The sequence below is a fragment of the Bacillus cereus group sp. MYBK139-1 genome, from assembly GCF_051916915.1.
Classification (GTDB): domain Bacteria; phylum Bacillota; class Bacilli; order Bacillales; family Bacillaceae_G; genus Bacillus_A; species Bacillus_A pacificus.
Genome location: NZ_JBQAHO010000002.1, coordinates 235,057 through 252,757, shown reverse-complemented (window position 1 = coordinate 252,757; position 17,701 = coordinate 235,057). Strand labels below are relative to the sequence as shown.

Sequence of the window (17,701 nt, the reverse complement as noted above, 5' to 3'; positions counted from 1 at the left end):
GTAATCAACAATTTTCTATCCGCACCGATACATATCCTGCTATTTTTTTACTTCTCTACCCGAGCCCTTACGTAGCTTAAATAATAAATTCAAAACAAAATAAAGTTAAAGAAAAAGCCTAATGGATGAAACGAAATTTCCCATCCGCCATAATAAACAAATGTTTCAGCTGGTACACCAAAGTATAGAAAATCGCCCTTATTTTCTCCAGCTGTAGAGATAAAGGAACAAACAATAGCGAAAATCAAACTTACTACATACAATTTCTTTTTCTTTGTATCCATTCTTCTATGTGTTAACACATGAAAAGTTATTGCAAATACTACCCCTAAAAAGAGAATTATTACTCCCATTCGACACCTCCACAATTATTGTTCAAGCATCTTCAAACGATTGCGTGCCCATACTTATGAATATAGATTCGATTGCAAACTAAATTTACAAACTCCCTATTGTAGCGTTCTAAAAAAAATGGAACAAACCAAAGCGGCTTGCTCCATCTTTTTATTTATCGATCAATTGCACCATAAGCAATGCTTTTCCAACAACATTACCTTCATGATGTACTTCTACATCAACCTTACCAAATTTACGTCCAATTTCTAATACTTTCGGATGAACGGATACAACATTGTCAATTTGAACTGGTTTTACGAAATAAATTGTTAAGTTCTCAACAATTAAATCACTCTTCTTTTGCGCACGAATAACGCGATTTGTTGCTTCCGTCACAATCGTTGCGAATACACCGTAAGATAGCGTTCCGATTGAATTCGTCATTTGCGGTGTCACTGAAAATTGATATAGATGCTCATTTTTCGCTTCTTTCGGCGTCATGAATTGATTTGTTACAATATCATCGATTGTTTCGCCGACTTGCGGTTGACGCTGAATCATTTGCAACGCCTGAAGTACATCTTGACGGCTAATAATACCTTGCAACTTATTTCCTTCATCAACAACTGGAAGTAACTCAATACCTTCCCATACCATCATACGCGCCGCAGCTGCGACAGACATTTTTCCATTTACCGTAATCGGATGCTTTGTCATCACTTTATCAATTGGTGTTTCTTTCGCTACACCGATCATATCTTTTGAAGTTACAATACCTAATACCTTTTTATTTTCATCAACAATCGGATATCTTCCGTGCATCGTCTCTTCGTTATACGCATGCCATTGCTGCACTGTATCATCTGGCTTTAAATATAACGTTTCTTCAATTGGCGTTAAAATATCTTCAACGAGTACAATTTCTTTCTTAATAAGCTGATCGTAAATCGCACGGTTAATTAATGTTGCAACTGTAAATGTATCGTAACTACTTGAAATAATCGGCAGTTTTAATTCATCTGCTAATTTCTTCACATGATCTTCCGTATCAAATCCGCCCGTAATTAACACCGCAGCTCCGGTTTCTAACGCTAATTGATGTGCGTTCGTACGATTACCGACAATAAGTAAGTTTCCAGCTTCTGTATAGCGCATCATCGCTTCTAATTTCATTGCTCCGATTACGAATTTATTTAACGTTTTATGTAGTCCTTCTCTGCCTCCAAGTACTTGACCATCGACAATGTTAACGACTTCTGCATATGTCAGCTTTTCAATATTTTCTTTCTTCTTTTGTTCAATTCGAATTGTTCCGACACGTTCAATCGTACTAACATACCCTTTATTTTCTGCATCTTTAATTGCACGATAAGCTGTACCTTCACTTACACTCAAATCTTTTGCAATTTGCCTTACAGAAATTTTATGCCCTACTGGCAGGCTATTAATATGTTCTAAAATTTGGTTATGCTTGGTAGCCAAATAGTTTCACCATACTTTCTTTTCCCTAAATTCTTCATGTGTTGTATTTTCAGTATACTATATTTTCAAAACTGTTACACTCTCTCTTTGTATATCTGTACTATTTTTTTTATAACAAAATACGCCTTACATTACACCACTGCTTCCATTACAACAATGTAATGGTATTGTCATCTCGTTCAATAGTTTGTCCAGCCACTTCCATATACAATGAAGACAAGAAATGAAACAAAGGAGCGGATACATGATGAAAAAATTATTAGAAGTTGTAGGTGCTGTATTTTTAGCTTTCGTAGACGGGAAAAAAGTTGCAATGGAATTGAATGAAACACCTGAACAGCCACTTCCAAAAAGAAAAGAATCATCAAAACAAGTACAACCTTTAAAAGCTGTCCTACACACGTAAAAAACCCTTCACTTGTCTTTTCAAATGAAGGGTTTCTTTTCTATAGTGTAATACTTTCTCCAGCTTCTAATACTTTCCCTGTACAATTTTGTAGCTTTTCTACAAATTGATATGGATCTTGTTCAATAACCGGGAACGTATTGTAATGCATCGGTACAACCGTTTTCGCTTGAACCCATTCTGCTGCTAAAACAGCATCTTCTGGTCCCATCGTGAAATTATCACCAATTGGTAAAAATGCTACATCAATGTTATTTAGTTCCCCAATTAATTTCATATCAGAGAATAGAGCGGTATCCCCTGCATGGTACACAGTTTTCTCTTCTGCTATAAATAAAATACCTGCTGGCATACCTGTATATGTAATCGTCTTATTTTCTTCATCAATATAACTAGAGCCGTGGAATGCTTGTGTAAACTTCACTTTTCCGAAGTCAAATTCATGTGAACCACCAATATGCATCGGATGTGTTTTTACACCTTCCCAACTTAAAAATGTCGCTAGTTCAAATGGTGCCACTACAACTGCATTATTTTTCTTCGCAAGCTCTACTGTATCTCCAACATGATCACCATGTCCATGCGATAAAAGAATCGCATCTACTTTTACATCTTCAGCCTTTAAATCTGTTTTCGGATTTCCTGTTAAAAACGGATCAATTAAAATTACTTTTCCATTCGTTTCAATCTTTACAACTGAATGCCCATGATAAGATACTTTCATATTACATTCCTCCCCTTATTACATTCTCACTTTTTATTCTACATGATTTTTCAATTCCCTGTCTTTTCTAACATCGATTTACTTGTCATAACGCTTTCTTCCGAGTTAAAGTTATATTTGTAATTAAATATCTCGGGGGTGCCAATCGATGAATGCTAGATTAGAAAATTTAATGCAATGGCTAAAAGAAAAAAACGTAGAAGCTGCGTTCTTAACTTCTACACCAAACGTTTTCTACATGACAAACTTCCACTGTGAACCACACGAAAGACTTCTTGGTATGTTTGTATTCCAAGAAAAAGAACCTATTTTAATTTGCCCTAAAATGGAAGAAGGCCAAGCACGTAACGCTGGCTGGGCACATGAAATTATCGGGTTTACTGATACTGACAGACCATGGGATATGATTGCAAAAGCAATTAAAGACCGCGGTATTAATGCAAATGCAGTTGCAATTGAAAAAGAACATTTAAACGTAGAGCGCTACGAAGAATTAACAAAACTATTCCCAAATGCAGCTTTCAAATCAGCTGAGGAAAAAGTTCGTGAACTTCGTTTAATTAAAGACGAAAAAGAACTTTCTATTTTACGCGAAGCAGCTAAAATGGCAGACTATGCTGTTGAAGTTGGTGTAAATGCAATTAAAGAAGATCGTAGCGAACTAGAAGTATTAGCAATTATTGAACACGAATTAAAAACAAAAGGCATACATAAAATGTCATTTGATACGATGGTATTAGCTGGTGCAAACTCTGCTCTTCCACACGGTATTCCAGGTGCAAACAAAATGAAACGTGGCGATTTCGTACTATTTGATTTAGGCGTAATCATTGACGGTTATTGCTCTGACATTACACGTACAGTAGCATTCGGCGAGATTTCTGAAGAACAAACTCGTATTTACAACACTGTACTTGCTGGACAACTACAAGCAGTTGAAGCATGTAAACCAGGTGTTACACTTGGCGCAATTGACAACGCTGCTCGTTCTGTTATCGCAGATGCAGGTTACGGCGACTTCTTCCCGCACCGCCTTGGTCACGGACTTGGAATTAGCGTACATGAATATCCAGATGTAAAAGCTGGCAACGAATCTCCATTAAAAGAAGGTATGGTCTTCACAATCGAGCCAGGTATTTACGTACCAAACGTAGGTGGCGTTCGTATTGAAGATGATATTTACATCACAAAAGACGGATCAGAAATTTTAACGAAATTCCCGAAAGAATTACAATTTGTGAAATAATAAAAAGGCAGCTTAATTGCTGCCTTCTTATTTCTCTACTATTTCGAATTTCTCTACTATCATTTTCGCTGGATAACTCTCAAGCGTTTGAGAAGACCATACTTTTATTTTACACCCTGTTTTTAATTGATTATATGCGCTTTTATCCTTAAAACTTAAAACCGTATGTGATAGATGTTCTTCATTCATTTGTTGTTCTATATAATTTTGTAACTCTACTTTTGTTTCAAACGTTTTATCATCGGCCAAAAACACTGTGTCATTTCTTAATATGATATACCCCTCTTTAGGTACATCTTTTACCGCTACTTGCTCTACTGATTTTGTAGTACACGCTGCTAATATGATTAGAACTACACCTAAAAACATGAACATAGAAAATTTCATATGCCTATCCATTCGCAACTCCTCACTCTACGCTATTTCGGCTTTAAAACCATCTTCTCCTCATACTTATCATCCCATTTAATCACAATCTCTATCGGTTCATCTTTAGATAGAGGCGCGCAACTTACACAAGAAGATTTCATTTCAACCCTTGCTCCCCTATGACTTTCTGACGTTTGTGTCATCGCACTAAAGGTTCCATTAATAGTAATCTCTAAATTTTTAAATTCTGTATTTCCATCTCCGCCCTTATACTGAAATGTAAACATTCCATCTTCACTGTCATCCTTAATATACCCTTTATATTGCCCCGTCCAATTCTTGCTCTCACTAGAAAAAGTAACATACGAAATCGAACAACTTCCTAAAAAGAAAATACTAATGAAAAAGAATAATGCTCTCTTCATAATGTACCTCCATTCAAAAGCACTTATTTATTGTTTATTCCTTCCTCTTATTATACTATTAAAATACAGAATTTTCTAAAATAGGAGGTTTATATGTTACAACAACAGTTAGAAGAAATTCGTAATAATAATTACATACTGGATAACACAATTAACATTGATTCTTTAAGTTCCAATATGCTTGAGCACATCGGTGTTACCGATAGCTATTTAAGAGACAAACTTATTTACTCTACTTTTTATCATCTCATCAAAAAGGAATACCTTTCACACACGCAATTACAGAAACTACTATTAGAAAGCATCAGTGAAAAATATTTATTGTATAAGATTTATTCAAATGACGAAGATGCGGTATTTACCCGTGCATTTACAACATTATTAATTGCGCTCATTATTGATGCCGATACAAATCATAATTTCTTATCACAGAATGATATTTTAAATGTAAAAGATCAATTGATTCTATATATGAACAATGAACATGATTTCCGGGGATATGTGCAAGACCACGGCTGGGCACATAGTATCGCTCATGCTTCCGATACATTTGAAGCGCTTGTTCGTAGTCCTAAACTGGAAACTTTACATTACGAAGAAATATTACAAACTTTATTAAACAAAGTTTGTGTCCATTCCATCTATTACAAATATGAAGAAGATGAACGTATTGTTTATCCAATTGTCGCAATGCTGCAAAATGGCTTAAAGGAAGAAGTACTCCTATTAGCCCTTCATGAATTAGTAGCTCAATTACCCGTCAAAAAACAAACATTACATATTGAATCGTACGAGTTTCTATATGGGAACATAAAATCTTTCTTACGCAGCTTATTTTTCAGACTGCGCAAGCTTTCTATATGTGAAGAAACCGAATGTGAAGTTGAAAAATTGCTACAAGAGCTTCCAAAATATTATTAAAAAAAGAAGGCCACTTAGAAAGTGCCTTCTTCTATTTCACTAATATTTAATTGAAATTTCACGATCCAAACTGAGAAAAGGTGGACAAGAAGCGCAAACGCCATACATGCTCCGCTTAAAAAAGTTAGTATAGGATGCGAATACACGTGCCCTAATCCATAAGATATTGCCACGAAAAACATTGTTATGTAAATATAAATTGCTCCATGTATTTGCCTCATATTAACCTCCTTTTCATATAGTATAACATAAATTTTCTGATTATTCACATTAATAGACTGTGATTAATATTTCTCAACTGTTACACCTCTAACAGCCGCTTTAATATATGGTGCTCCTTGTAAACTTTGTAAATCCTCTGTTTTACCTGTTACGACTACACCGTATATTCGTAAGTCTTTCGGTTCAGTGTTTTTTATTTCATCATAGTTTGTCCTAAAATACTCTTGATATCCCCCTTTATTTTCACTTAAAGATTTCATAGATCCAAGAAATCCCGCTGAGTTTCCTTTAATATCCTCGTACTCATCTTCCTTCTTATCAGCATAACTCCCCTTAAAACCAAAAATATTCATCGATACCTCTGCATTTAAAACTGCTCCGGTTTCAGGATCTGCTAGTCCAGTATATGTCTCTGCTTTCGTTTCATCATATGTATCTACCCAAAGCCACACAGGTCGTATTCCTTCAGGAAGCATTTTTACTACTTCCTCCGCTGTATATGCCTTATCAAAAGATAGTGCTACCTCTGCAACCTTATTCTGCAATTCACTAATCCTCTCTAAATCATTCACATAGTTTACATACTCTGCAAAAGGTAAATAAAACCGCATTTCTCTTTGCATTGTCTGTCTATTATAATCTTGCCTTGTCGCAAATTCTGATTGTTTATTTATGTTCTCTTCTTCTAAACCTGTATTTCCATTATAATTTATTTGACCATAACCAAAGATCGAATACTCATAAATTTCATCAATCCACTTAACTGGTTGTCCTTGAATATTTTTATAGGAACTGTACAGCATCGTACCACTAGCTATTCCCATACTTAGTTTTGTATGTCCATTAAAAATAATATTAGGCCCTTGAACACTTTGTCGTAAATATACCCTCTGATCCATTTCCCGCTTACTCTTCTGATTAAAATAAATTAATAAACTGATACTACCTACAATCAAGATTAATGTCACAACTACTGAAATCACTAGGTTTCTCCAAAGCTGCTTCCTCTTTGCCTTCTTCATCAAAGTCTTCATCTGCTTATCATCCATATTCAAATCAAAGTCCTTCCGCCCCATCGTTTCTCCTCCTGTACAATTTTTTAAATTGATTTCTTGCTCTGTACAAACTTGTTTTCACTGTTTCTTCTTTCATGTTTAATAAAATGGCAATTTCCTTATAAGATAGTTCATATTCATATTTCAACAGTAAAATATGACGATAATCCTCCGTCATCGTCTCTAATATTTCTTGCACCTCGCCTTGTAGTTCACTTGTTAAAAGCAACTCATCTAATGACTTTTGACCAATAAGAACAACAGATTCAATCGCAATGGGATTTAGTCTTTTTTCTTTTCGATATAAATCTCGATGCTGATTGATCGCAACTCTAAAGAGCCACGGTGTTAAATGCTCTAACGGTATTTCCTCCATAAGCAATAAAGCTTTATACAACGTATCTTGTACAATATCTTCTGCTTCTTTTCGGTTTGCTCCAATCTTAATTAAGTATCCAAACACTGCTTTTGACTTCTCTATTAATAACGATTCAAACGTATCATGGCTCATCTAGCTCTCCTCTCTATATACTCAACGTTTAAGAGTGTAAAATGTATACAGCTTTTCTTTAATTTTTTTCAAAATAAAAAAGCACATCTATTTTGATGCGCTTCTCTCCGACATACTATTCTATTATTTCATCGCGTTCTTCACAACATCTTGAATCATAACAACTTCTGTTTTCATATCAACAGACGGTATTTCCTCATCGATACATTCACACCAAAATTCCAAATGCTTTTTATCAATTTCATGATGAGAATTTTCGACAAGAGCCCCGCCTTCCCCTTGCACAGAATACCAATATAAGTACTCTTCTCCATCTCTTATTTCCCGGAAAATTGTCTCAACGTACATCTTTTCGTCGTTTAATGTCAAAAGCACTTCTTTCATATTGTCATTCAGAAGCTGCATCCATTCATCTACACGATGACTTTTACCAGGCTTCACTTTAAATCTCGTTAATTCCACATTCATTTTTATTCCCCCATTTTCTTACGCACAAACAAACTATATTCTATCGGATTATGAAAACTTAATTTGTTAGCTAATTTTTGAGAAGAAATATTATCTACATTACAATCCCAGCACGGTGTAATATCATTTTGCATGCAATGTTCAATAAAACGTGTTGCAACAGCTTGGGCTAATCCTTTCCCTTGATATGCTTTATGCGTCACAATATCAATCTCCGCAAATCCGTTCCCACTAAATATCGAAACACATTCCGCTACAATCATTCCCCCTTGTTCTATACAAAATCCAAAACCACCGTTTAAAAACGTTTCTTTTGATCCCCAATATTCTTTGTAGTACTCCTCTGTAAATTCACTGCTTCGTTCTATATCTCTTCTATCAATACGCTTCACTTCATATGTATTTTTGTTACAATCTCGTTTTCTCTCTTCAAAGGTTACGCTTTGAAATTTCATTCGCGGAATGTTCCGAAGTACATGACTAAAACGCTCTTCTATCATCATTTCCCACTCGTCACTCGAAGAGAACAATGTAAATCTCTTCTCTGTTTTTTCAATAGCCTTTTTTATAAAAGAAAATAAATCTTCTTTATAATTTTGATCATCCGTATGACCAAATACATAATAAATACCGTTAGCTGTACGAATTAGTCCTGCTGTTAATTTCTCGTTTGCAAAAACCTCACCATCTATTACTTGATCACATACCGCATAAGCAAACGTCGTCGTTTTTGTATGGCTTTCTAAAATCGGAAGGATTTTTCTATACTCGGCTACAGATAATTTTTTCATAATTGCTCCACTTTAATCGTATCCGCCTCTATATTTTCAAAACAAAGATTTACCGTTCTCTTTAATGCTCTCGTTCTATGAATCGTGCATGCTGGAATTAAGATAGAATCATTCGGCTTTAATACCACTGTTTCTCCATCTTCAAAATCGATAAGTAATTCTCCCTCTAGTACAATAAATAATTCATCCGAATTAGAATGATAGTGCCAATCGTATTCACCAGTAAATACAGCAATTCGTAGGCAATGACTATTTACATTTGAAACGACGAAGTTTTTATGTTGATCTTGAATGTCTTTTGTTAATTCTAATAAATTCACAGTCTCCATATTTCGTCCCACCCTTTCATTAATCGTTCTTCTGAAAAAACTAATTTAATCTCCACCACCTCCACAATCTCCTCCGCCATCACTTGAGCTACTACAATCACTGCTACTGTAGTCACCGAATCCACTTGATAAACTTGAATCGGATGAAGATTTTTTGCTTCTTTTTCTATCTTTTTTACTTTCATGACTAGGCCACACTTTATCAAATAATATAAAGAATAAGATTCCTTCTACCATAACAAGTATAACGCCAAAAATACCTTCAATAACATTAGGGGTTATCCCCAAACTTTTAACCATCCCACATAAAAACACACAAAAAATTACATACAAGAACATACAAATATATCGAAATGTTTTTTCTATCATAAGGACTACTTTTTTTGAAAGAGGTATATTCTGTTCCTGTTTTTTCTTTATATACTTTTGTCTTTTAGCTTGCTTTTTCTTCCTCTTTTTGCTCCCCATTGAATCCCTTCTTTTTGTTATATAATTCTAAATTATCATAATAAAAATCGATTTACACCAATAAATAACAATTATTCACATTTTATTTCTCCATAAAAAAAGACCCTCCTCATAAAGGAAGGTCTCGAATGTATTTCTATTATGATAAAGCAGGAGCTTTTTCAAGAAGCTCTTTCGCATCAGCATATTGTAAGCCATGAGCTTCTGCAACCGCTTCGAATGTTACATATCCATCTAATGTGTTAATACCTTTTAATAATGCAGTGTTGCCTAAGCAAGCATCTTTGTAGCCTTTGTTCGCAATTTGTACTGCATATGGTACTGTTACGTTTGTTAATGCAAGAGTTGATGTACGTGGAACCGCACCTGGCATATTAGCAACTGCATAATGAACAACGCCATATTTTTCGTAAGTTGGGTTATCATGAGTTGTAATACGGTCAGTTGTTTCGAAAATACCACCTTGGTCAATCGCGATATCTACAACGACAGAACCTGGCTCCATTGATTGAATCATTTCTTCTGTTACAAGTTTTGGCGCTTTTGCCCCTGGAATTAATACTGCACCAATAACAAGATCAGATTCTTTTACAGCTTCTGCAATGTTGTATGGATTAGACATTAATGTTTTTACTTGGTTACCGAAAATATCATCTAATTGACGAAGACGTTCTGCACTTAAGTCAATGATTGTTACATCTGCACCTAAACCTACTGCAATCTTAGCTGCGTTTGTACCAGCTTGACCACCGCCGATAATTGTTACTTTGCCGCGTTTTACCCCTGGAACGCCTGCAAGTAAAATACCTTTACCACCTTTGTTTTTCTCAAGGAATTGTGCACCGATTTGTGCAGCCATACGACCAGCTACTTCACTCATAGGTGCAAGTAATGGCAGTGAACGATTGTCTAATTGTACTGTTTCATATGCGATTGATGCAACTTTGTTATCGATTAATGCTTTCGTTAATTCTGGTTCTGGAGCTAAGTGTAAGTATGTGAATAAAATTAAACCTTCACGGAAATAGCCGTATTCACTTGCTACTGGCTCTTTTACCTTCATAACCATATCTTGATTCCATGCTTCTTCAGCAGTTTCAACAAGTTTCGCACCAGCTTGTACGTATTCTTCATCCGTAAAGCCAGATCCTAAACCTGCTCCTTTTTGAACAAAAACTTCATGACCATTTTGTACTAAATGTACTGCTCCCGCTGGCGTCATTGCCACGCGATTTTCATTGTTTTTAATTTCTGTTGGAATACCGATACGCATGATTAGTTCCCCCTTGAGTTATGAAATGACCCCTGAATCATTTTTTAAAGCGCTTTCTACGCTCTTATATTTTAACATAATATCTCAATATTTGACAAAAAATAATACAAGTTTTCCGATAGATTTAATCTTACATGAAAGGACAGTATTATCCGCACCTCTTTGCATAAAGGATAAACTGTCCAATTATTCGAAACTTCTCTTTATTTTTCTCTATCGATGTCTATGAATAACATCAACTGCACCAGTCACTTCAATAATTGTACCGGTAATCATATCGGAATCGTCCTCACATAAAAACGCAATTGTTCTTGCAATATCTTCACCTGTTCCAGATCTACCAACTGGTGTGTTATGTTCTTTCAACTGACGTGCTTCTTGAATCGTCGCTTCTTTCATTTCACCAATAATATCACCAGGACATACCATGTTTGCAGTAATACCATATTCAGCTTCTTCGTAAGCAACTGTTTTCGTTAATGAAACAAGTCCTACTTTCGCTGCGGCAAAAGCTGAACGATAAATCCATCCCGGTGCGCTATCCGCCCCTTGAAATCCGTAATTAATAATACGGCCAAAGTTCTGTTTTCTCATAACCGGAACGACAAGTTTCAACAAATGAAATACCGCTGTTAAATTACCCTGAATCATTTCATTCCATTCATCTTCTTCATAATCGACTAACTTTTTTCGTTCAAATACATATGGACCAGCATTATTAATTAAGAAATCAATTTTGCCAAAACGGCTTATCGCTTCTTCTACTATTTTATGTAAATCTTCCTTTTTCGTGACATCCGCTTGCACGAATTGTAGACGCTCTTCCATATTTTTATATGTTTCTTTCATCTTTTCCATAGCCGTGATATCGCTATGATACGTTACTGTTACTGAATATCCTTTAGCCAATAACTTTTCTGTTACTTGCTTTCCTAAACCTTTCGTACCGGCTGTAATGAGCGCATGTCTCACAAAACTGCCTCCTTTTAAATTGCTATAGTTCATATGTAACAAGTTCTCGCACCAATTACAACTAAAATGAATCAAAACAGAGTTTTCGAAATTCTGTAACGTTTCCGACAAGCACATTACCAAAATTTGTTTTATAATAAAGTTGTAAACGGTAATAAAAATGATTGGGAGGAATTTACTATGAATAATACATATACAAATATTTTAATCGCGGTGGATGGTTCTAAAGAAGCAGAAAAAGCCTTTAAAAAAGCAATTCAAGTCGCAAAACGCAACAATGCAACATTAACTATTGCTCATATCGTTGATGTAAAAGCATACTCAGCAGTAGAAGCTTATAGCCGTGCAATTGCTGAACGTGCAAATCTATTTGCAGAAGACTTATTAGAAGACTACAAAAAAACTGCGCTTGAAGCTGGCCTTGAAAAAATTGAAACTGTATTAGAGTTTGGTAATCCTAAATCAAAAATTTCAAAAGAAATCGCTCCAAATCATAAAGTAGATTTAATTATGTGTGGTGCAACTGGTTTAAATGCTGTTGAGCGTTTCCTAATTGGTAGCGTCTCTGAACATATTATTCGCTATGCGAAATGCGATGTCCTTGTTGTTCGTGGTGATGAGGAGCAAGGTGAGCTTTAATTTATAAATAAACCACCAAGTCCAGATGGGCTTGGTGGTTTTCATTTCACATATTTTACTAGAAATACAAGACAAGCTATAACAACAACGGTAATCGCCAGCACATAAGGCGGAAGAAACTTCAAAGACCACAGTGCCATCATAATCGTAGCTACCGTTAAATAAGATTGCCTTGCATCTTCTGTCATTTTTTTACGAAGGCAGAATACATACAAATAACCAATTGGCGGCGTAATAAAGCAAAGAACATATATGATTTTAGATTTCAAATACCATTTTTGTTCCCCGAGTTTCTTTATATCTTCTTCTATTCTCTTATGCTCTTGTTCTCTCGCTTCTTCTACAATCGGATCTTCCTCTTCTCCTCGCTTTTCTTTCATATAAGGAAGAAAATGCATGAAAAAATAGTATGCAAATACGAACGCTCCAAAGCCAATATTTAATCTTTCTAATGGGATATTCTCACTAAAAAAAGCAGCAGCAATCGCTAAAGAAAAACAATACGTCGTCATCCAAAATGAACGTTTTCTCTTTTTTCGTTCTATCTCTTTTTTATCATGTACATGTTTTCTTTTCGAAAGCCATATCGAAATACAGCAGTCTACTACAAATAGAATAAAGATAAATATCCCGATATGCACTGTTTCTACATCCTCAAATGAAAAGATATTTGGGAATGCACTGTGTAATACAATTAATGTGTACAAAATTAAACCTATAAAATAAATACGTCTCATTTTCCATCCCTTTCTTATTTCCTAACATTACGTTAACATACATTTTTTAGAAATAGACGGACAAAATATATATGTTTAAAAAAGGAGGATGCAACATGGATGATTCTGAACGTATTATTTTAGATGTGAATGGGAAAGAAATCGAAATGTTAGATACGATTCGTACTCATTTTAAAGAGAAACATGGTGTGGAACTAAGTAACGGTGCATTGCTTAGAGATTTGATGGATATTGAGTATATTCGAATTACGGAAGATCGACATAAGTACGATTAATCAATACATTTTAGGCCTAGAGCAAATTGCTCTAGGCCTACTTACATCCACACGAAAAATGCTATAATTAGAAAAAATGTGGAGGGTGTCAAAATATGAAATCTGAAAATATCTCAAAGTATTTTCATACATTACATGTACAAAGGAACGAGTTCCTTCCTCATCTCCATTCACTATCTCAAGAACAACTATGGTATCGCCCGCAGAATAGAAAATGGTCTATCGGGGAGCATTTTTATCACTTATATTTAATTACAAAAATGCTCAAAGTAGCAATTAAATTCTCGTTCATCCTTATCCCTTATGCAAAGCTAAGAAAAAATGCTCCATTTGTAACTGACATACATGACATTTATGCCGAATATAAAGAAAAGTATGGTAAAGGAATGAAAGCACCTTGGATTTTAATCCCTTCAAAAAAAGTCTATCGCTCTATGAATGTAACTGAATTAGAAGAATTACTTACACGTGAAACAAATGAAATAAAAAAACTCGTTCAAAATATAGAAGAAAATATTGCAGGGCATATCGTATTTTTAGATCCAATTGCTCACTATCCTAATTTAATTCAATCTATTCAACTATTAGCAATACATGAGAAACATCATTTTATGATTATGAAATGATAAATACTCCTGTAAAAATCTAAATACAAAAAGGTAAGGTGCTTTCTATAAAAAGCACCTTACCTTCTATCTCATACATCATTTAATTCCTACAAACTCTCCAACCAATCCCTTCGCCTTCTCCAAAGCTTTTTCAATTTGCTCAAATCCAGTCCCACCAGCACTGTTACGACGCTTTACAGCTGCATATGGTGACAGCACTTCATACAAATCTTCTTCAAATAACGAGCTCATTTCTTTATACGTTGCAAGTGGTACATCTACTAAATAAATTCCTTTTTGTGTGCAGTGTAGCACTAGCTTTCCAACAATTTCATGAGCTTGACGGAATGGTAGTCCTTTGTTTGCTAAGTAGTCGGCAATTTCTGTTGCGTTAGAGAAATCTTGCGTTACAGCTTGCCCCATTTTTTCTTTGTTTACAGTCATTGTCTCTAGCATGCCTGCCATAATATGAAGGCATCCTTCTACTGTTTTTACTGTATCAAACATTCCTTCTTTATCTTCTTGCAAGTCTTTATTGTAAGCGAGTGGTAATCCTTTCATTACTGTAAGTAAACTAAATAAATTACCGTATACTCTGCCTGTTTTACCACGAATAAGTTCTGCCATATCCGGGTTTTTCTTTTGCGGCATAATGCTGCTTCCCGTTGCATATTGATCGCTCATTTCAATAAATTGAAACTCTTGGCTACTCCATAAAATAAGTTCTTCGCAAAAGCGCGATAAGTGCATCATAAGCATAGATGAGTTACTTAGGAACTCCAGTATGAAATCACGATCGCTTACTGCATCTAAACTATTTTCATACATTCCATTAAATCCAAGAAGCTCCGCACTATATTCTCGGTCAATCGGGAATGTCGTTCCAGCTAACGCTCCTGCTCCTAATGGCGACATGTTAATACGCTTTAACGAATCTTCATAACGATTCACATCACGCTCTAACATCCAAAAATAAGCGAGAATATGATGCGCAAATGAAATCGGCTGGGCACGCTGCAAATGCGTATAGCCAGGCATAATTGTTTCAATGTTATTTTCTGCTTGATGAACAAGAACAGTTTGCAATTGTTTTGTAGCTTTTATAATATGTTCTACTTTTTCTTTTAAATATAAATGCATATCAGTCGCTACTTGATCGTTACGACTTCGTCCAGTATGAAGTTTCCCGCCTACTTCACCGATTTTTTCAATTAACATCTTTTCGATATTTAAATGAATGTCTTCAGCTTCAACCGAAAAATTCAATTTATTTTGTTTCGCTTCTTCTAATAAATATTGAAGACCTATCTTTATTTTCTCTGCTTCTTCTTTCGTAACGATGCCTTGCTTTGCTAGCATCGTTACGTGTGCAATACTTCCGTTTATATCTTGATTTACTAATTGTTGATCGAAGGAGATGGATGCTCCGAACTCTTCAACCCATGCTTCCGCTTCTTCTGTAAAACGTCCGCCCCAAAGTTTGCTCACGCTTCCACCTTCTTTTGATTCACTTGGCTGTATACTTTCGTCGGTAAACCGAATAGTGAAATGAATCCAACTGCTGCATCATGATTAAATTCATCCTGAGCAGTATACGTTGCTAATTTTTCATCATATAAAGAGTACTCAGATTTACGTCCTTCTACAATCGCATGGCCTTTAAATAATTTCACACGCACCATGCCTGTTACATTCTTTTGCGTTTCTTGTAAGAAAGCATTCAGCGCTTGTTTTAAAGGCGAGAACCATAAACCGTTATAAATAAGTTCTGTTATTTTCTGCTCAATCATCGGTTTAAAGTGTGCTACTTCTTTTACGAGTGTTAAATCTTCCAGTTCCTTGTGCGCCGTAATTAATGTCATCGCTGCTGGGCATTCATATACTTCACGCGATTTAATACCGACAAGACGATTTTCTACGTGATCGATACGTCCAACGCCATGTTTTCCAGCAAGTGCATTTAACGTTTTAATTAGTTCTGAGAGTGGGTATGCAGTACCATTTAAAGTGGTCGGTACGCCTGCTTCAAAGCCGATTTCTACAAACTCTGGTTTATTCGGTGTATCTTCTAATGCTAATGTCATCTCATATGCATCTTCTGGCGGCGCTGCCCATGGATCTTCTAAAATGCCACATTCATTGCTACGTCCCCATAAGTTTTGATCGATTGAAAATGGGCTGTCTAAATTAATCGGAATTGGTACATTGTTTTCTTTTGCATATGCAATTTCTTCTTCACGTGACCATTTCCATTCACGTACAGGCGCAATCACTTCTAAGTAAGGATTTAATGCTTGAATAGAAACTTCAAAACGAACTTGATCATTCCCTTTCCCTGTACATCCGTGTGCCACTGCAGTCGCGCCTTCTTGTTCTGCAATCTCTACTAATTTCTTCGCGATAAGCGGACGTGATAACGCTGAAACGAGAGGGTATTTCCCTTCGTATAACGTGTGCGCTTGCATCGCCATCAATGCATATTCATTTGCAAATTCTTCTTGAACATCAATCATATATGATTTAATTGCACCTACTGAAAGTGCCTTTTCTTTTACAAATGCTAAGTCTTTACCTTCCCCTAAGTCTAAACAAAGCGCGATAATATCATAATTCTTCTCTTGTAACCATTTAATTGCAACGGAAGTATCAAGACCTCCGGAATATGCTAATACAACTTTTTTCTTCTCCATTTTGCATCCCCCTAAAGAATAAATATTCATTTTCTTTTATAATAATTCACACTTTAACACCTTTTACAAAATGTATCAAGAGTCATTTTCAAATTTTTTCAAACAATTTCGTCGAACTTCTTTCTGTTTTTTTGTACAATATAAGCAGGAAAACGGGGGTGAACTTATGGAAAAGTATTTCTTATACGATGAACATCTCGGAATTGAAATTCCGCATTTACAAGAAGACTGGGAAGATATCCCCGAAAAAATGCAACATGCGATTTTATTAAAATGGGAACAAGTTCGCGGAAAGATTCCTGATCGTATAAAAGAACTCGAACATTATATTAATACAAAACAGCATCATTTAAATAACGAAGAAGACTTCGAAATTTCTTGCAAACTGAATTCAGAAATTGCCGATCTCGCTTCCATCATTAATGACCTTTGGCTTTGGTATCGACTCACTCAAAATGTATCTGAGGGGAAAGCACACCAATAAAAAAAGCATGCCCCTCAATTACTTTGGGTCATGCTTTTTTGTCGTAACACGATTTACAATATATCTCTTGTGCTGTCTTCGCCAAACACACATCAAATGGGCCAACTAATATACTTCTCTCTTTCGGTAACTTTACAAAAGCAACGAGCTCTTCTTCATATTGAATCTTTTTCTGACATGAAACACATGTTAATTCTTTTCTTTTAAACATGTCTTTTAGCATATTCTCACTTCCCCTTTCATCCATCTATATTAATATACTCTCATAAT

General features: G+C 35.4%; 24 protein-coding genes and 1 pseudogene. 7 read left to right on the top strand and 18 right to left on the bottom strand.

Annotated elements, in window-relative coordinates; all coding sequences use genetic code 11:
• Window positions 1–39: 39 nt before the first annotated feature.
• Both ACTFRS_RS12440 and ACTFRS_RS12435 read right to left on the bottom strand, forming a co-directional pair.
• Window positions 40–353: pseudogene (locus tag ACTFRS_RS12440) on the bottom strand (hypothetical protein).
• A 151-nt stretch (window positions 354–504) separates the two neighbouring features.
• Window positions 505–1,818, bottom strand: a complete 1,314-nt coding sequence (locus ACTFRS_RS12435) for a CBS domain-containing protein (protein ID WP_000201583.1) — start codon at window positions 1,816–1,818, stop codon at window positions 505–507.
• A 244-nt stretch (window positions 1,819–2,062) separates the two neighbouring features.
• Between ACTFRS_RS12435 and ACTFRS_RS12430 the strand changes: the two genes are divergently transcribed.
• Window positions 2,063–2,224 carry a hypothetical protein gene (locus ACTFRS_RS12430; protein ID WP_000976301.1) on the top strand — a complete coding sequence of 54 codons (162 nt, stop codon included), beginning with the start codon at window positions 2,063–2,065 and terminating at the stop codon, window positions 2,222–2,224.
• A gap of 40 nt (window positions 2,225–2,264) precedes the next feature.
• Here the strand turns inward: ACTFRS_RS12430 and ACTFRS_RS12425 are convergent, their stop codons facing one another.
• Entirely contained in the window at window positions 2,265–2,948 is a 684-nt protein-coding gene (locus ACTFRS_RS12425; protein ID WP_440024901.1) for a metal-dependent hydrolase, read from the bottom strand.
• 148 nt (window positions 2,949–3,096) lie between these two features.
• Between ACTFRS_RS12425 and pepQ the strand changes: the two genes are divergently transcribed.
• On the top strand, window positions 3,097–4,194 hold the full coding sequence (pepQ, locus tag ACTFRS_RS12420) for a Xaa-Pro dipeptidase (protein ID WP_000994026.1): 1,098 nt from the start codon (window positions 3,097–3,099) through the stop codon (window positions 4,192–4,194).
• 27 nt (window positions 4,195–4,221) lie between these two features.
• Here pepQ and ACTFRS_RS12415 read toward each other — a convergent pair whose 3' ends face one another.
• Complete coding sequence (locus tag ACTFRS_RS12415; RefSeq protein WP_087954112.1) at window positions 4,222–4,593, bottom strand: DUF3221 domain-containing protein; 372 nt, start codon at window positions 4,591–4,593, stop codon at window positions 4,222–4,224.
• Between the two features lie 20 nt (window positions 4,594–4,613).
• On the bottom strand, window positions 4,614–4,988 hold the full coding sequence (locus ACTFRS_RS12410) for a hypothetical protein (RefSeq protein ID WP_242293716.1): 375 nt from the start codon (window positions 4,986–4,988) through the stop codon (window positions 4,614–4,616).
• 93 nt (window positions 4,989–5,081) lie between these two features.
• Between ACTFRS_RS12410 and ACTFRS_RS12405 the strand changes: the two genes are divergently transcribed.
• Complete coding sequence (locus ACTFRS_RS12405) at window positions 5,082–5,909, top strand: DUF2785 domain-containing protein (RefSeq protein ID WP_242293717.1); 828 nt, start codon at window positions 5,082–5,084, stop codon at window positions 5,907–5,909.
• Window positions 5,910–5,923: 14 nt separating this feature from the next.
• Here ACTFRS_RS12405 and ACTFRS_RS12400 read toward each other — a convergent pair whose 3' ends face one another.
• The 9 genes from ACTFRS_RS12400 to ACTFRS_RS12360 form a co-directional block, all read right to left on the bottom strand.
• A complete protein-coding gene (locus ACTFRS_RS12400) occupies window positions 5,924–6,130 on the bottom strand; it encodes a hypothetical protein (protein WP_001248905.1) in 207 nt (68 codons plus the stop codon).
• Between the two features lie 63 nt (window positions 6,131–6,193).
• Window positions 6,194–7,207: an anti-sigma factor gene (locus ACTFRS_RS12395; RefSeq protein ID WP_242293718.1), complete on the bottom strand. Its 1,014-nt coding sequence runs from the start codon at window positions 7,205–7,207 to the stop codon at window positions 6,194–6,196.
• Entirely contained in the window at window positions 7,188–7,697 is a 510-nt protein-coding gene (locus ACTFRS_RS12390; protein WP_139866447.1) for an RNA polymerase sigma factor, read from the bottom strand. Before ACTFRS_RS12390 ends, ACTFRS_RS12395 begins: the two co-directional genes overlap by 20 nt.
• A 123-nt stretch (window positions 7,698–7,820) precedes the next feature.
• On the bottom strand, window positions 7,821–8,165 hold the full coding sequence (locus ACTFRS_RS12385) for a DUF6176 family protein (RefSeq protein WP_139866446.1): 345 nt from the start codon (window positions 8,163–8,165) through the stop codon (window positions 7,821–7,823).
• Between the two features lie 2 nt (window positions 8,166–8,167).
• The gene (locus ACTFRS_RS12380; protein ID WP_139866445.1) at window positions 8,168–8,956 is read right to left on the bottom strand and encodes a GNAT family N-acetyltransferase; all 789 of its coding nucleotides are present in this window, start codon (window positions 8,954–8,956) and stop codon (window positions 8,168–8,170) included.
• Window positions 8,953–9,285, bottom strand: a complete 333-nt coding sequence (locus tag ACTFRS_RS12375; RefSeq protein WP_139866444.1) for a cupin domain-containing protein — start codon at window positions 9,283–9,285, stop codon at window positions 8,953–8,955. The genes ACTFRS_RS12380 and ACTFRS_RS12375 overlap by 4 nt, the downstream gene beginning before the upstream one ends.
• Before the next feature lie 45 nt (window positions 9,286–9,330).
• Window positions 9,331–9,753, bottom strand: a complete 423-nt coding sequence (locus ACTFRS_RS12370; RefSeq protein WP_242293719.1) for a hypothetical protein — start codon at window positions 9,751–9,753, stop codon at window positions 9,331–9,333.
• Window positions 9,754–9,892: 139 nt separating this feature from the next.
• Complete coding sequence (gene ald, locus ACTFRS_RS12365; protein WP_440024905.1) at window positions 9,893–11,026, bottom strand: alanine dehydrogenase; 1,134 nt, start codon at window positions 11,024–11,026, stop codon at window positions 9,893–9,895.
• 213 nt (window positions 11,027–11,239) lie between these two features.
• Window positions 11,240–12,031 carry an SDR family oxidoreductase gene (locus ACTFRS_RS12360; protein WP_087954921.1) on the bottom strand — a complete coding sequence of 264 codons (792 nt, stop codon included), beginning with the start codon at window positions 12,029–12,031 and terminating at the stop codon, window positions 11,240–11,242.
• Window positions 12,032–12,178: 147 nt separating this feature from the next.
• On the opposite strand from ACTFRS_RS12360, the gene ACTFRS_RS12355 reads away from it, so the two are divergent.
• Window positions 12,179–12,637, top strand: a complete 459-nt coding sequence (locus ACTFRS_RS12355) for a universal stress protein (protein WP_001066673.1) — start codon at window positions 12,179–12,181, stop codon at window positions 12,635–12,637.
• A gap of 41 nt (window positions 12,638–12,678) precedes the next feature.
• Here the strand turns inward: ACTFRS_RS12355 and ACTFRS_RS12350 are convergent, their stop codons facing one another.
• Entirely contained in the window at window positions 12,679–13,374 is a 696-nt protein-coding gene (locus ACTFRS_RS12350; protein WP_139866442.1) for a hypothetical protein, read from the bottom strand.
• A 95-nt stretch (window positions 13,375–13,469) separates the two neighbouring features.
• Between ACTFRS_RS12350 and ACTFRS_RS12345 the strand changes: the two genes are divergently transcribed.
• Both ACTFRS_RS12345 and ACTFRS_RS12340 read left to right on the top strand, forming a co-directional pair.
• Window positions 13,470–13,649, top strand: a complete 180-nt coding sequence (locus ACTFRS_RS12345) for a hypothetical protein (RefSeq protein ID WP_000342760.1) — start codon at window positions 13,470–13,472, stop codon at window positions 13,647–13,649.
• A 95-nt stretch (window positions 13,650–13,744) separates the two neighbouring features.
• Entirely contained in the window at window positions 13,745–14,275 is a 531-nt protein-coding gene (locus tag ACTFRS_RS12340; RefSeq protein WP_440024907.1) for a DinB family protein, read from the top strand.
• A gap of 78 nt (window positions 14,276–14,353) precedes the next feature.
• On the opposite strand, the gene argH is transcribed toward ACTFRS_RS12340, so the two are convergent.
• A complete protein-coding gene (gene argH, locus ACTFRS_RS12335) occupies window positions 14,354–15,745 on the bottom strand; it encodes an argininosuccinate lyase (RefSeq protein WP_139866440.1) in 1,392 nt (463 codons plus the stop codon).
• Window positions 15,742–16,947: an argininosuccinate synthase gene (locus tag ACTFRS_RS12330; protein ID WP_042514621.1), complete on the bottom strand. Its 1,206-nt coding sequence runs from the start codon at window positions 16,945–16,947 to the stop codon at window positions 15,742–15,744. Before ACTFRS_RS12330 ends, argH begins: the two co-directional genes overlap by 4 nt.
• A 166-nt stretch (window positions 16,948–17,113) precedes the next feature.
• On the opposite strand from ACTFRS_RS12330, the gene ACTFRS_RS12325 reads away from it, so the two are divergent.
• On the top strand, window positions 17,114–17,431 hold the full coding sequence (locus ACTFRS_RS12325; RefSeq protein WP_000417213.1) for a hypothetical protein: 318 nt from the start codon (window positions 17,114–17,116) through the stop codon (window positions 17,429–17,431).
• Between the two features lie 28 nt (window positions 17,432–17,459).
• On the opposite strand, the gene ACTFRS_RS12320 is transcribed toward ACTFRS_RS12325, so the two are convergent.
• The gene (locus ACTFRS_RS12320) at window positions 17,460–17,654 is read right to left on the bottom strand and encodes a hypothetical protein (protein ID WP_000910292.1); all 195 of its coding nucleotides are present in this window, start codon (window positions 17,652–17,654) and stop codon (window positions 17,460–17,462) included.
• Window positions 17,655–17,701 lie beyond the last annotated feature (47 nt).

What these genes read in the sequence shown, in the direction of transcription:
- ACTFRS_RS12415 (WP_087954112.1), bottom strand. Translation starts at nt 4,593, where the DNA reads ATGGATAGGCATATGAAATTTTCTATGTTCATGTTTTTAGGTGTAGTT.
- ACTFRS_RS12385 (WP_139866446.1), bottom strand. Translation starts at nt 8,165, where the DNA reads ATGAATGTGGAATTAACGAGATTTAAAGTGAAGCCTGGTAAAAGTCAT.
- ACTFRS_RS12370 (WP_242293719.1), bottom strand. Translation starts at nt 9,753, where the DNA reads ATGGGGAGCAAAAAGAGGAAGAAAAAGCAAGCTAAAAGACAAAAGTAT.
- ACTFRS_RS12400 (WP_001248905.1), bottom strand. Translation starts at nt 6,130, where the DNA reads ATGAGGCAAATACATGGAGCAATTTATATTTACATAACAATGTTTTTC.
- ACTFRS_RS12325 (WP_000417213.1), top strand. Translation starts at nt 17,114, where the DNA reads ATGGAAAAGTATTTCTTATACGATGAACATCTCGGAATTGAAATTCCG.
- ACTFRS_RS12330 (WP_042514621.1), bottom strand. Translation starts at nt 16,947, where the DNA reads ATGGAGAAGAAAAAAGTTGTATTAGCATATTCCGGAGGTCTTGATACT.
- ACTFRS_RS12355 (WP_001066673.1), top strand. Translation starts at nt 12,179, where the DNA reads ATGAATAATACATATACAAATATTTTAATCGCGGTGGATGGTTCTAAA.
- ACTFRS_RS12320 (WP_000910292.1), bottom strand. Translation starts at nt 17,654, where the DNA reads ATGCTAAAAGACATGTTTAAAAGAAAAGAATTAACATGTGTTTCATGT.
- ACTFRS_RS12350 (WP_139866442.1), bottom strand. Translation starts at nt 13,374, where the DNA reads ATGAGACGTATTTATTTTATAGGTTTAATTTTGTACACATTAATTGTA.
- ald (WP_440024905.1), bottom strand. Translation starts at nt 11,026, where the DNA reads ATGCGTATCGGTATTCCAACAGAAATTAAAAACAATGAAAATCGCGTG.
- ACTFRS_RS12430 (WP_000976301.1), top strand. Translation starts at nt 2,063, where the DNA reads ATGATGAAAAAATTATTAGAAGTTGTAGGTGCTGTATTTTTAGCTTTC.
- ACTFRS_RS12395 (WP_242293718.1), bottom strand. Translation starts at nt 7,207, where the DNA reads ATGGGGCGGAAGGACTTTGATTTGAATATGGATGATAAGCAGATGAAG.
- ACTFRS_RS12390 (WP_139866447.1), bottom strand. Translation starts at nt 7,697, where the DNA reads ATGAGCCATGATACGTTTGAATCGTTATTAATAGAGAAGTCAAAAGCA.
- ACTFRS_RS12360 (WP_087954921.1), bottom strand. Translation starts at nt 12,031, where the DNA reads ATGAACTATAGCAATTTAAAAGGAGGCAGTTTTGTGAGACATGCGCTC.
- ACTFRS_RS12410 (WP_242293716.1), bottom strand. Translation starts at nt 4,988, where the DNA reads ATGAAGAGAGCATTATTCTTTTTCATTAGTATTTTCTTTTTAGGAAGT.
- ACTFRS_RS12380 (WP_139866445.1), bottom strand. Translation starts at nt 8,956, where the DNA reads ATGAAAAAATTATCTGTAGCCGAGTATAGAAAAATCCTTCCGATTTTA.
- ACTFRS_RS12345 (WP_000342760.1), top strand. Translation starts at nt 13,470, where the DNA reads ATGGATGATTCTGAACGTATTATTTTAGATGTGAATGGGAAAGAAATC.
- pepQ (WP_000994026.1), top strand. Translation starts at nt 3,097, where the DNA reads ATGAATGCTAGATTAGAAAATTTAATGCAATGGCTAAAAGAAAAAAAC.
- ACTFRS_RS12340 (WP_440024907.1), top strand. Translation starts at nt 13,745, where the DNA reads ATGAAATCTGAAAATATCTCAAAGTATTTTCATACATTACATGTACAA.
- ACTFRS_RS12375 (WP_139866444.1), bottom strand. Translation starts at nt 9,285, where the DNA reads ATGGAGACTGTGAATTTATTAGAATTAACAAAAGACATTCAAGATCAA.
- ACTFRS_RS12405 (WP_242293717.1), top strand. Translation starts at nt 5,082, where the DNA reads ATGTTACAACAACAGTTAGAAGAAATTCGTAATAATAATTACATACTG.
- ACTFRS_RS12425 (WP_440024901.1), bottom strand. Translation starts at nt 2,948, where the DNA reads ATGAAAGTATCTTATCATGGGCATTCAGTTGTAAAGATTGAAACGAAT.